At 33.7% G+C, this 13,256-nt stretch carries 9 protein-coding genes; 6 read left to right on the top strand and 3 right to left on the bottom strand.

Annotation, left to right across the window (positions count from 1 at the left end; genetic code table 11):
- Window positions 1-6: 6 nt before the first annotated feature.
- On the top strand, window positions 7-735 hold the full coding sequence (locus tag ACFEMA_RS13565; protein ID WP_411768751.1) for a hypothetical protein: 729 nt from the start codon (window positions 7-9) through the stop codon (window positions 733-735).
- Between the two features lie 7 nt (window positions 736-742).
- Here ACFEMA_RS13565 and ACFEMA_RS13560 read toward each other — a convergent pair whose 3' ends face one another.
- From ACFEMA_RS13560 to ACFEMA_RS13550, 3 genes are all read right to left on the bottom strand, one after another.
- Window positions 743-1,267: a hypothetical protein gene (locus ACFEMA_RS13560; RefSeq protein ID WP_411768750.1), complete on the bottom strand. Its 525-nt coding sequence runs from the start codon at window positions 1,265-1,267 to the stop codon at window positions 743-745.
- Window positions 1,268-1,270: 3 nt separating this feature from the next.
- Window positions 1,271-4,972, bottom strand: a complete 3,702-nt coding sequence (locus ACFEMA_RS13555) for a tetratricopeptide repeat protein (RefSeq protein ID WP_411768749.1) — start codon at window positions 4,970-4,972, stop codon at window positions 1,271-1,273.
- A 262-nt stretch (window positions 4,973-5,234) separates the two neighbouring features.
- Window positions 5,235-5,519 carry a DUF2188 domain-containing protein gene (locus tag ACFEMA_RS13550; protein ID WP_411768748.1) on the bottom strand — a complete coding sequence of 95 codons (285 nt, stop codon included), beginning with the start codon at window positions 5,517-5,519 and terminating at the stop codon, window positions 5,235-5,237.
- A gap of 163 nt (window positions 5,520-5,682) precedes the next feature.
- Between ACFEMA_RS13550 and ACFEMA_RS13545 the strand changes: the two genes are divergently transcribed.
- The 5 genes from ACFEMA_RS13545 to ACFEMA_RS13525 all read left to right on the top strand — a co-directional run bounded on the left by ACFEMA_RS13545 (window position 5,683) and on the right by ACFEMA_RS13525 (window position 13,131).
- Window positions 5,683-6,033: a hypothetical protein gene (locus ACFEMA_RS13545; RefSeq protein WP_411768747.1), complete on the top strand. Its 351-nt coding sequence runs from the start codon at window positions 5,683-5,685 to the stop codon at window positions 6,031-6,033.
- Between the two features lie 209 nt (window positions 6,034-6,242).
- On the top strand, window positions 6,243-9,071 hold the full coding sequence (gene uvrA, locus ACFEMA_RS13540) for an excinuclease ABC subunit UvrA (protein ID WP_411768746.1): 2,829 nt from the start codon (window positions 6,243-6,245) through the stop codon (window positions 9,069-9,071).
- A gap of 121 nt (window positions 9,072-9,192) precedes the next feature.
- Window positions 9,193-9,360, top strand: coding sequence for a lmo0937 family membrane protein (locus ACFEMA_RS13535; protein ID WP_411768745.1), 168 nt, complete (start codon window positions 9,193-9,195; stop codon window positions 9,358-9,360).
- 184 nt (window positions 9,361-9,544) lie between these two features.
- The gene (locus tag ACFEMA_RS13530) at window positions 9,545-10,234 is read left to right on the top strand and encodes a TIGR00730 family Rossman fold protein (RefSeq protein WP_411768744.1); all 690 of its coding nucleotides are present in this window, start codon (window positions 9,545-9,547) and stop codon (window positions 10,232-10,234) included.
- Window positions 10,235-10,350: 116 nt separating this feature from the next.
- Window positions 10,351-13,131, top strand: coding sequence for a metalloprotease (locus tag ACFEMA_RS13525; protein WP_411768743.1), 2,781 nt, complete (start codon window positions 10,351-10,353; stop codon window positions 13,129-13,131).
- Window positions 13,132-13,256 lie beyond the last annotated feature (125 nt).

Here is a 13,256-nt window from a genome sequence, read left to right as displayed (position 1 = left end):
CCCTAAATGACTAAAACATCAAAAACAAAACGCATTCTAAAAATCATTGGAGGTGTCATCATCTTCTTCACCCTACCTTCTCTCCTATTCTTTGGTTTTTTGTACCTAAGATATGATGAGGATCTGCCGACAGGAAAACAGGGAGAGGAAGCAGAAAAACTAGCACAGAAGATGACAAAGGCTCTAAATATATCAGCCTACAAAAACACAGATTATATAGAGTGGTCTTTCAAGGGTAGTCATCATTACAAATGGTATAAATCAGAAGAAAAATGCCACGTCTCTTGGGATAAAATGAGGGTTGTATTAAACTTTAGTGACATTGATGCATCTAAAGTATTTGCTGGTGATATAGAATATAACGGAGAACAAAAACACGAGTATATTTTAAAAGCTGAGAAGTACTTTAACAATGATTCGTTTTGGCTCGTTGCGCCATACAAAGTATTTGATCAAGGAGTGGAACGACGCTTAGTTGTAGACCAAGACGGCAAGAAATCCTTACTAGTCACCTATACACGTGGAGGCTCAACACCAGGAGACTCCTATTTATGGCATTTGGACGATAGTGGTAAACCTAAAAGTTTTCAGATGTGGGTTGACATTTTACCAATAGGCGGTTTAGAAGCTACTTGGCAAGACTGGATGACTACCGAAAGTGGTGCTAAGCTTCCCACTAATCATAAATTATTAGTATTTAATCTTGAAATTACTAATATATCGTCCGCTCAATAACCCTAATCTATTTCCCTCTTTGACCTACAAACTGCTGGCTTTTTAACTTAAACAATACATTAAAGCTCGTTAAACTGCCGTAGATCCGTGTAATATACTGTTGCAAATCAATTTTCTCTTGTTCATCCAAATTACTAGAGTTTATCTTTTGTTCCATAACCCGGAGACGATCACGTACCATTGTAATCTTATGAAAAAAGGTGTCAATCGGTAATTCTTTGCCTTGCAGGTTGGTGTCACCAGGTTCCATGATCAGTTTACCTCCCTTCCACTTATCTGCAATACTGATAACTTCACTGGTATCGGACCATTTCTTTAAAATCTGTTTCAAGCTTCTTTCCACTTCATAAAAACTAACCGTATCAACGTCGTCTTCTGCAGCTTCTATAATGTCAAACTCGGAATCCAAATCTATAGTTTCCAACCCATTATCAATAAATGTTACCCAATAATGCTGTGACGTGACGTTGGTAACAACACCTTTACCATATTCTGAGTGGTTAATTCTTGAGCCTATGCCTAATAATTTCATGTTTTACTGTGCTTTAAATTTTAGAATTTCTTTACGTGAATCTAAAACATTCTTTACAAAATTTTTAAAATCACTATACTCATCCGGTGAAATATTTTCAAAATCTAAATTAGATTCTATGTTTATTGTTAAGTCGTTTTTAGATTTAAGTATATATGTCAACTTGTATTTATGATTCTTAAATTTAAGATCTAAATTTTCTGGTATATCAACAAATTCAAAACCCTCTTCAAGAATAAGGTTAATATTCTCTTCATAAAAATCAGAATTTTCGTAGGTTTTATAGTTTATAGGGTGATTTCTATTTTCTAATTTAATAATATCTTGATTGTATGGATGTAAAAAAAATGGAATCTTAAAAGTGTAATACTCCATTATTTTATTGATTTCTAAATCTATACCAATATCTATGTTGTATGACACCTCCGCTTCAGAAATATCATTATTAAAGGATTCTAAATTCTGATATTCTAATTGAAATATAGACCTGTTATCCAATTCATTAAAAACCGATTCATTAAAAAGGTCTCCTTCTTTTGTTCTTTGCAAGTCTATATAATAAGAAGAAAGGTGTCCAGTTGCAATGTGGTTATAGGAGCAAGAAGCATTTTCCTCCTCACTGCTAGGAACTCTAATTATTGATGCTGCTTTGTGTTTTGCTTGTTTTCTTGTTTCAGTAGGGTTAAGGAAATACACGCTTTTATTTATTTCACTTGATATATTTTTATTTGGAATATCTAAAGCAACAGCGTTATGAAGTGATAAAGGAAAACTTAAAAAAGGCAAATTTTTATTAGTTAACTCTAAATAATAAGTCTTATCATCTATGTTGATTCTGGCAATACAATGGTTAAAATCAGTATCGGGTAATACTAACTCTTGTTTTCCATAATCTGACGTTAATATTAATACAAGATTGGCATCAATATCTGCTTTTTGGGCGAGCACTAAAAATAGTGAAGATAAATCTTTACAATCACCTAGCTTGGATGTTATTGTTTTAGATGGTTTTTGAGGGACAAATCCACTTTGTCTAAAGCTTACTGAACTATAATTAAGATTCTCTGTGATGTAGTAGTATATTTTCTCTGCTCTTTCTAGCTTGGGTATAAGCAAATGGGATTTATTCGGAAAAATTTTATTGAATGTTAGTTCAACTACATCATCATCTTTAAGTTGATTCCTAACTAAATCAGCATACCAATTAGCTATTTCACTCCAAGACTGTATAGTACTAATATGTACTTTGGGTACTAAATCGCCTAATACAGGCATATAATCTTCTGAAGGACTTATTCCTTCGGAATTTTCCAAAGACCATTCATGTACATATAAACTATTAAGTGATGAAACTTTGTATTTTATCTTGTCACTAGATTTTACATGGTTTATTTGCTTTTTACCATAAATAACTCTGTAAACATTTTTTATATTTGGATGATATCCTTCAAAACTTCGATTCAAAACTTGTTCATCAAAGAATCTTCCAGTAGAATAATAATCTGAATCGTAATTAATTAAAATTACATCTCCAATACTTAATTCGTCAAAGACAAGTTTAGAACCATTTTTATCTGCTGGCACGATACTTCCATCCGTTTTTATAATCTCTGACTTATGAATTGTATAATCACCTCCTAACCCTAAATCATATTCTTTAAGAATGTTAATTCCATTTTGGGAGGTTATCTCATAAATAAATGTAGTTCTGTATTCTCCTCCACCGTTATCATAAGCTAATATATTAGTCTGAGACAATAGTATATTAAGTCCGTAATTATTTTTATCAATTGTATTTCTATGAGCTTTAACATAACCATAAAAATCTGTTATCTCAAAGGTTTTTAGTAAGTCTGACTTGTTTTCAATATCATCAATTTTAGCTCTCACTTCTTTATTATTGGCTCTTTTAGAAAGCACTTTTTTATAGAGGGGTAGAGCTTCATCTACCTTGCCAATTTGATATAATGCATCCGCCTTATATTTTAAAAAAAGGAAAGAATTGGGAAAATTATTTAATGCTTTATCAATGTAAGGCAAAGCCTCTTGATATTTAGATATTTCAAATAAATTGGTAATAATATTATAATTCACATCATTATTTGCAACTAGCCTATCTAGTAAATCAATATATAGATTATTTGCTTTATCATATTTATTTTGCTTCTTGTAGTAAAATTTTAAGTAAGAAACTACATCCCAACTAAAATGATTTTTATTATAATTTTCTAATACTTCAACCGTCTTCTCGTCATCATTAAACATACTTGAGTAAATATCAGCAAACGTATGAAAGGTACTTGAAGGTAATGTGTTATCATTTAAATAATCGTTTAAAACTTCTCTAACTTTTGACAAATCCTCAACTCTTAAGTACTTAAATAATTTACCCACATTAGCAACATAATCTAAGTTCGTGGAGGCTTCTATTTGTTTTACCTTATCATCAAAATCTTTTAAATCCAATTTTAGCATAGCATCAAAATCCTCTATATCTGAAAAAAGACTTAAGTAATAATTAGGGTCATCATGTACCATGTTTTTAGTAATCTTATCAACTGTGGTAGTGTTTCCCTTCTTCTCGTGGCAGGTTATAAGGTAAGAACGAAGAAATGAGCTATTAGGGTAGGCAGAGTATAAACCTTCTATAAGTCTTTGCGCTTCATCAATTTTTCCATTCCTCAAATAAGTATTTGCTAAGCAAATTTTGTTTAGCTCGGGATTTCCATCTTCATTTTCAATTTTGTTTTTAAAATAAAGTTCTACAGGATGTATAACCTCTTCAGAAATATTTCTTGTTGAAGAACTTTTTTTATAATCTCTTTTAGAAAGATCATTATCAATACCTCTAATTGGCTCACCATTATAATCACTAAGGCGTATTACAAAATATGGGCTTGTCCCTCTAGAAGCACTTTTTACTAAAATTCTATTAGTCCCCTTACTTAAATTAACTTTATATGATAAGGCATCTATCTCAGTACCATGGACTTCAGAATTCTCAACTACCAACTGATCATTTAGCCAAACTTTAATGTAGTCAGACTTACCTAGCTTTAGTAGAACATCTTTATCACTTTCTGACTGTATAAAAGTTTGAGCATAATTTACACCAGCACCATATTCCGCATGATTGGAAAAAAAATTGTAAACTTCACTTTCTGTAGTTTTGGATCTATACCAATTGGTTTTCCCGTTACTTTGTGCATTAAAATCAGTATTAAGATTAGGCTCATTTTCAGGTTCATAGACAATATCAAACCCGCTCATGTTTAAATTTTCAAAAACACCACAATATTCCCAATTTCTAATGGCTGGTATTTGGTTAATGTTTTTATTAAAACCATTCCAGTTTTTATTACTCCTAGATACGACTGCACTCAAGTAATTTAAACCATATCTAATTGTCGGAATCTTCACTTTTTGGAATTCAATTTCCGATAATACTTTGTCATGGTTTTCATTAAATCCATTACCTATGTAATCTTCAAAAAAATAGTATTGAGTCCAAAAAGCATACAAATAATACTCAAATTCATCAAAAGACATAAATTGCTCGATAAATTTATCATCGTATTTTAATAATCCATTTTCAGCTTCAACTATTCTCTTTAATAGAACTGCTTCAATGTCGGTAGTATTATAATTTTCTGATTTCACTACCTCAAGAGCATTTTCTCTTTGATTATCAAAAATCAAATTCAAAATCGTTTTGCTGCTTTGAGAGAATAAAAACTGTGAGAAAAGTAAGGTTATAAATAGAGTATGGGAAAAAATAGTTTTAGTTTTTAACATTCAGGTATTGAGTTTAAGTGATTTAGTAGATTCAAATAACGATAATTTTTATCTTTTTGCAAAGCCCTATTTTTTTTTAGAAATAGATATAAGCCTATTGTATTGACACATGTAAATTAAGAAAAATAATATCTTGATAAATTAAAACGAATCATGTACTGGCAAAATATCATTAGTCATAACTTATTCTATCTCGGATACCACCACTTTCTCGGTGGATAATAACATCCGAGTCTTTTCTTTTTGCTATGGCTTTGGCTTTGCGTATAGCCGTACTTTGTTTGCGATGTTTTGAAGTAATTCGCTTATTGCCTTCGCGACGTACAGCCCAACCGTCTTCGTAAGGCACAACGTGCTGGTGCCAAGTTCTGGTTTTATTTGAGTTTCCTAGTGCTTTCAAAATGACCTCTATGATGTCTCGGATAGCATTAATGATATTATTTCTCTGTTTTGGCATTTTAATTTTTATTCAATTTTAAATATACTAAAACCCATCTACTCTAAAACAATATGGTAAATATTGAGTTACTGAGAGGTTTTCTAAAATAGTTGTTAATAATTTTGAAGTTTATAAATAACTGAATAAATTTGAAGTATACTCATTTTAAACCCTTTATATTATGAAAAAAGTATTTTTTACTCTAGTTTTTACAGGATTCTTATTTTCTGCAATTGCACAAGAAGTGCCTCAGGTTGGTGATGAGTTAATTGTAAAAGCACCAAAACATCAAAATTACGACAATATCGATTTCCCAAAGCGTAATATCCTTACCAAACGCACCAAAGTAGCCAATTATAAAAGTGTTTACGATAAGACTGTTGTTATAGACAAAGTAATCACAGATGATGATGGCAATAACTATGTGATGTTAAAGACAAAAGATGGCAGTAAGTTTTTTGGTATTAAATCGTCGATAAAAGCTAATTATAACAAAGCAATTGAAGCTGGGGAACTGGTTTCTTTCAATTAATTTAGACATTTATATTCATTAATAACGAGCCCTAATATTAGGGCTTTTTTAATACCTTCTCATAAGGTCTTTATAGGCCTCTTTTACCCTTAAAATTTGTATCTTTGCAACTTCGTTCGTAGAAGCCTTTTTGGCAAAAGCGAGTTTTACCTGCTGAAGTGTTTTTTTCTAGGCATGGTTGCTAATAAAAGAAGAATTTTATACTATTTATGAGTCAATTCGACGACGCTATCGAAGTACAAGGAGCACGGGTTCACAACCTTAAAAATATTGATGTTACCATTCCACGCGAAAAACTCGTGGTCATCACTGGGCTTTCCGGTAGCGGAAAATCGTCCTTAGCATTTGACACTATTTATGCAGAAGGACAGCGTCGTTATATTGAAACGTTTTCAGCCTATGCCAGGCAATTCTTGGGCAGCCTAGAACGCCCCGATGTGGATAAAATCGATGGCCTCTCCCCTGTTATTGCCATTGAGCAAAAAACAACCAGCAAATCCCCACGCTCTACAGTGGGCACCATCACAGAAATCTACGATTTTCTAAGGCTACTTTTTGCCCGTGCCAGCGATGCCTACAGTTACAATACAGGCGAAAAAATGGTCAGCTACAGTGATGAGCAGATCAAGGATTTAATTATGGAATCTTTTGTTGGTAAGCGGATTAATATCCTAGCCCCTGTTATTCGCTCTCGTAAAGGCCATTATCGTGAACTGTTTGAACAAATCGCCAAACAAGGCTTTGTAAAAGTAAGAACAGATGGAGAGATTGTGGACCTTGAAAAAGGCATGAAACTCGACCGTTACAAAACCCACGATATTGAAATTGTCATTGACCGATTAAAAATTGAAGACTCTACCGACAATGAAAAACGATTGATGGAATCCATAAATACTGCCATGTATCATGGGGATGATGTGCTTATGGTCATTGACCAAGATTCTAATGCAGTACGTTATTTTAGTCGAAATTTAATGTGCCCATCTTCCGGGATTTCATACCCTAACCCAGAACCGAATAACTTTTCATTCAATTCACCAAAAGGGGCTTGTCACAAATGTAACGGTATCGGGGAGCTTTATGTGGTAAATGAAAACAAGATTGTTCCAGATACGTCTTTATCTATAAAAAATGGTGCTATTGCTCCACATGGGCCACAAAAAAAGAGCTGGATTTTTAAACAGTTTGAAACCATCGCCCAACGCTTTGAGTTTTCACTTTCAGATGCGTGGAAAGACATTCCTGATGAAGCCAAAAACATTATTCTATATGGTGGTAAAGACAAGTTTACTGTTGAAAGTAAGTTACTAGGAGTCGCTCGTGATTATAATATCGATTTTGAGGGTGTAGCCAACTTTATTGAAAACCAGCATAAATCTAACTCTACGTCTTTGGTGCGTTGGGCCAGAGAATATATGGATAAGGTTCAGTGTCCAACCTGTGAAGGATCTCGTTTAAAAAAGGAATCACTCTATTTTAAAATCGATGGTAAAAGCATAGCCGAATTGGTTGCTATGGACATTATTGAGTTAGGCGAATGGTTTGAAGGATTATCAACCAGACTTACTAACACTCAGCAAAAGATAGCTGAAGAGATTATAAAAGAAATTAAAAATAGAGTTCAGTTTTTATTAGATGTTGGCCTAACGTACTTATCGCTAAATCGCAGTTCAAAATCATTATCTGGGGGTGAGGCACAACGCATTCGCTTAGCTACTCAAATTGGCTCTCAATTAGTAGGCGTACTTTATATCCTGGATGAACCAAGTATTGGTTTACACCAACGCGATAATGAAAAATTAATCAATTCGCTGGTATCACTTCGGGACGTGGGCAATTCGGTTATCGTCGTAGAACACGATAAAGACATGATAGAACGTGCAGACCATGTTATAGACATTGGTCCTTTTGCAGGTAAACATGGCGGTGAAATTATAAGTGAAGGCACTCCTAGCGCGCTTTTAAAGCAAAGCACTTTGACTGCTGAGTACTTAAATGGCAACAAGGAAATTGAAATCCCGAAAAAGCGTCGAGAAGGCAATGGAAAACAAATCGTCTTAAAAGGGTGTACAGGAAATAATCTTAAAAACGTCACTATTGAAATCCCATTAGGTAAGATGATAGGTGTTACTGGAGTTTCAGGAAGTGGAAAATCCACTTTAATTAATGAAACGCTCTACCCTATTATGAATGCCCATTACTTCAACGGTGTTAAAAAACCGATGCCGTACAAAAGCATTAAAGGTTTAGAGCACATAGATAAGGTCATTGACATCAACCAATCCCCAATAGGCAGAACACCAAGAAGTAACCCAGCTACCTATACAAAAACCTTTGACGAAATAAGAAGTCTCTTTGCTAAAATACCAGAAGCTATGATTCGTGGTTATAAACCAGGTCGATTTAGCTTTAACGTTAAGGGAGGACGATGCGAAACCTGTCAAGGCGCTGGTTTGCGCGTTATTGAAATGAATTTCCTTCCAGATGTTTATGTGGAATGCGAAACGTGCCAGGGAAAGCGTTTTAATCGCGAAACATTAGAAATTCGCTATAAAGGAAAAAGTATCAGTGATGTCTTAAATATGACCATAAATGAGGCCACTGACTTTTTTGAGCATATTCCAAAAATATATCGCAAGCTTAAAACCATTAAAGATGTTGGTTTAGGCTACATTACTTTAGGGCAGCAAAGTACAACGCTCTCTGGAGGTGAGGCTCAGCGCATAAAATTAGCAACAGAGTTGAGCAAGCGTGATACAGGAAACACATTCTATATTTTAGACGAACCTACAACTGGTCTTCATTTTGAAGACATCAATGTACTTTTAAAAGTCTTGAATAAGCTCGTCAATAAAGGAAATACCGTACTCATCATTGAGCACAATCTAGATGTGATAAAAACTGTGGATTATATTATTGACATAGGTTACGAGGGAGGAAAAGGCGGTGGCAAAATCGTAGCTAAAGGGACTCCAGAGGACATCATTAAAGATAAAAAAAGCTACACTGCTAAGTTTTTAACTAAGGAACTTAATTGATTATTAAACAATTAGCTCATCCTTAGCTCGTTTACTAATTTCCTTAACCCTATCAACTGTAAATGTTAAAGTGTTAAGAATTATTCGTAATTTGTTATCACTAACTTAAAAATTTATAATTATGAGAGGTATTCTTTGGTTAATTGCAGTAGTTTGTATCATTGCTTGGTTATTGGGCATGCTCGATATTATCCCAGGTTTGGGAACAAGTAGTTTAATACATATTTTGATAGTCATAGCGGTCATCGTTATACTATACAATATTATATCGGGACGTAAAATGCTATAAATTAAAGCACATTATATATACACTAGGGTAAGCCAAAAGGTTTACCCTTTTTTATGGATTAGATATCAATTAAGAAACGCTGTAATTACTTAAATTTGCGTGCAGTATTTAATTAAAATTTAGTATTATGCAGATTGTTTCAAATTTGATAACAAATTGCTAAAAAAGAAATTATTTTACCTCAATGAGAAAAGAACATAAGCACAAAGGCTGGAATGAAATAAAAACAAACGACTCTTGGGCCATATTTAAAATTATGGGCGAGTTCGTTAATGGCTACGAGAAATTAAGCAAAATTGGGCCGTGTGTATCCATTTTTGGTTCTGCCCGTACAAAACCAGACCACAAATACTACAAATTAACTGAAGAAGTTGCTTCAAAAATTGTGGAACATGGCTATGGTGTTATTACTGGTGGTGGGCCTGGTATTATGGAAGCCGGTAACAAAGGTGCTCATATTGCTGGCGGTACATCTGTAGGGCTTAATATCGATTTGCCTTTTGAACAACACGACAACCCGTATATTGATAATGATAAGAGCTTAGATTTTGATTATTTCTTTGTCCGCAAGGTCATGTTCGTAAAGTACTCACAGGGATTTGTAGTAATGCCAGGCGGCTTTGGAACCTTAGATGAATTGTTTGAAGCCATTACACTTATCCAAACCCACAAAATAGAATCCTTCCCGATTATACTTGTTGGGTCAGAATTTTGGTCTGGATTAATGGACTGGGTAAAAACAACACTTCTTAATGCTAATAATAATATTAGCGCATCAGATTTAGACTTAATTCACGTTGTGGATACTGCAGTTGAAGTTATAGATATTTTAGACAATTTCTATAACGAATATAACCTAAGTCCAAATTTCTAAAAAACCCTAAACACGCTCATAACGTAAGTGTTATAAGTGATAAACCCTATAAGCTAAAATCCTTGATAAAGCATCCCCACATCTTTCTTGTTTTTTGCTTTTGTTCCATTTTTGTAATGGGACAAAATAAGATGTCCGTTGATGCTAACGTAGATGATAATACAAAAAGCATTACCATTTCTCAAACCATCACTTACCAAAACACATCAAAGGATACGCTTACTACTATTTACCTGAATGATTGGAACAACAGCTACTCCAGCAAAAAAACACCTTTAGCTGAACGTTTTGAAGAAGAGTTCTCAACTAAATTTCATTTAGCAAAAAAAGAAGATCGTGGTTACACTAAAATCTTCAACATAAAAAATGAATTACTTGAAGATTTAAATTATAAGTATGCAGATGGATATCCCGATGTTATAGAGGTCAAATTAGATAAACCATTAACACCACAAGAAAGTTACACAATTCAATTAGAATACACCTTAATCTTACCCAACGCTACCTATACGGATTATGGATTTACGGACGAAGGTGAATTTAAGCTAAAGCACTGGTACATTACCCCTGCTGTCTATGATGGGCAATGGCATTATTACAGCAACAAGAATCTGGATGACATGCACATCCCTGTGTCTGATGTTGCGCTAACAGTTACCTACCCGACCAACTACAAAACTATTACAGCGCTAAATGAAGAAAGCACCCAAATACTTGGGCACTCAACCACTAAAACTTTTACAGGCAAAAACAGAACAACCACTTATTTTTCCTTATTAAAGCAATCTAATTTTAGCTCAACAAAAACTGATGACTTTACCATCCTTTCAAATATTGATGAAAAAGATCTAGAACCATTTGAAAAAGCCATTTTAACAGATAGGGTAACGCGCTTTCTAACAGAAAACCTAGGTGCTTATCCTCATAGCAAAATGGTAATTACCAATACTGATTATAATCGAAATCCACTCTACGGTCTCAATCAACTACCAGATTTTCTAAGACCGTTCCCTGATGATTTTCAGTACGAAATGAAAATTTTAAAGACAGCTTTAAAAAACCACTTAGACAGTAAGCTTATTGTAAACCCTCGCAGTGACCATTGGGTAAACGAAGGTTTACAAATTTATTTTTTGATGAAATATGTAGAGGATAATTATCCAAAAATGAAACTTTTAGGAACCCTGGCAGATGTTTGGGGTGTTCGTGCTTTTCATGCTTCCGACCTTAGTTTCAATTACCAATATTACCTCTACTCTATGGAAATGGTGCGGAAAAATAATGACCAACCCATTACAACCTCAAAGGACTCGCTAGTTAAATTTAATGCTAATATTGCCGGTAAATACAAAACAGGATTAGGACTTCACTATTTAGATGATTTTACTCAAGATGCCAATCTTAAGTTATTATTTAAGGATTTTATAGAAGAAAACACGCTCAAACAAATAACAGCAAAAGACTTTGAGAACTATCTCAAAAACAATACTGAGCAAAACATTGACTGGTTCTTTGACGAATACCTTTCTGCCCGTAAAAAAATAGATTTTAAGCTGATGGATGTGAAAGCCACATCAGATTCTATAAACTTTACCGTTAAAAACAAGCGAGAGAATACGTTGCCGATTAGTCTGTTTGCCTTAAAAAACGATACAGTAATAGACAAGTATTGGTTGGAGGATATTGGTAAAATGAAGTCGTTTACAATACCAAATAATGGCGCTGATAAACTGGTCTTGGACAATGACAATATCATCCCTGAATTTAACCGAAGGAATAATTACAAATCTACAAATGGGTCAATTTTTGGTCGTAAGCCGTTACAATTTAGACTTTTCAAGGATATAGAAGACCCTTACTACAATCAGGTTTTTTTAATGCCACTAGTAGAATTTAATAATATCTATGACGGCTTAACACTAGGAGCAAAGTTTTATAACAAAACCATTTTAAGAAAACGATTGAATTACAAATTTTCACCGCAATATGCAACGCGTTCAAAATCGTTTACCGGTGGCGGCACGGTATTTTACACCCATAATCTTGAGGACTCAAATCTTTTCAATATTACTTACGGCATATCAATGGCATATCAATCTTTTGCCCAAGATGCATTTTTTACAAGGATTAGACCAACGTTGGGTTTTGTATTTAGGGATAAGGACGATTTTCGATCAGATAAACGGGATTTTATCGATTTGAGATATGTTAGTATAGAGCGCAATATCGGAAGTGACGCTACAGTTGTAGTTAATGAACCAGACTACGGCGTATTAAATTTAAGATACATACACTCAAACCCGGGGATTATCAATTTCTCAAGGTTTGGTGCTGACTTTCAAATTGCGGATAAATTCAGTAAAGTATCAATCAATTATGAATTTAGAAAATTAAGCGAAAATAATAGAAACTATAACTTTAGATTCTACGCAGGTACATTTTTAGAAAACAATACAGATCCAAATTCTAACTTCTTTAGCTTTGCACTAGATAGACCAACAGACTATTTGTTTGACCTTAACTATCTAGGAAGATCTGAAGATGCAGGACTCTTTAGCCAGCAGATTATTATAGCTGAAGGTGGTTTTAAATCCAAACTAAATCCAGCCTTTGCCAACCAATGGATGGCAACAGCAAACTTTAGTACATCTATTTGGAGATATATTCAAGCTTATGGTGATGTTGGATTTGTAAAAAACAGATTTATTGATCCTGTTTTTGTGTATGATTCTGGGATACGACTAAACCTCGTTGAGGACTATTTTGAAATATTCTTTCCTATATATTCAAATTTGGGGTGGGAAATTGGGCAACCCAATTATGACCAAAAAATCCGATTTATGTTTACGGTAGATCCGCAAGTACTTTTAGGACTTTTTAGACGCAAATGGTATTAAGGGATTGTTAGTTAAAAGTTAATTTTTTGAATAATTTTTAATTAACCACACTCTTTTCTCTAGTTTGTTAATAATTATTCAATATTATAACATAATAAGGGATTGCAAAACCGAGTGAATTTTGT

The sequence above is a fragment of the Winogradskyella sp. A3E31 genome (assembly GCF_046720935.1).
Taxonomy (GTDB): Bacteria; Bacteroidota; Bacteroidia; order Flavobacteriales; family Flavobacteriaceae; genus Winogradskyella.
Note: the sequence above shows the minus strand (reverse complement) of the source record. Positions and strands in the feature narration are given on the sequence as shown.

Excerpts from the sequence above, each read along its gene's own strand:
- ACFEMA_RS13565 (WP_411768751.1), top strand. The coding sequence starts at position 7 with ATGACTAAAACATCAAAAACAAAACGCATTCTAAAAATCATTGGAGGT.
- ACFEMA_RS13560 (WP_411768750.1), bottom strand. The coding sequence starts at position 1,267 with ATGAAATTATTAGGCATAGGCTCAAGAATTAACCACTCAGAATATGGT.
- ACFEMA_RS13550 (WP_411768748.1), bottom strand. The coding sequence starts at position 5,519 with ATGCCAAAACAGAGAAATAATATCATTAATGCTATCCGAGACATCATA.
- ACFEMA_RS13545 (WP_411768747.1), top strand. The coding sequence starts at position 5,683 with ATGAAAAAAGTATTTTTTACTCTAGTTTTTACAGGATTCTTATTTTCT.
- uvrA (WP_411768746.1), top strand. The coding sequence starts at position 6,243 with ATGAGTCAATTCGACGACGCTATCGAAGTACAAGGAGCACGGGTTCAC.
- ACFEMA_RS13535 (WP_411768745.1), top strand. The coding sequence starts at position 9,193 with ATGAGAGGTATTCTTTGGTTAATTGCAGTAGTTTGTATCATTGCTTGG.
- ACFEMA_RS13530 (WP_411768744.1), top strand. The coding sequence starts at position 9,545 with ATGAGAAAAGAACATAAGCACAAAGGCTGGAATGAAATAAAAACAAAC.
- ACFEMA_RS13525 (WP_411768743.1), top strand. The coding sequence starts at position 10,351 with ATGGGACAAAATAAGATGTCCGTTGATGCTAACGTAGATGATAATACA.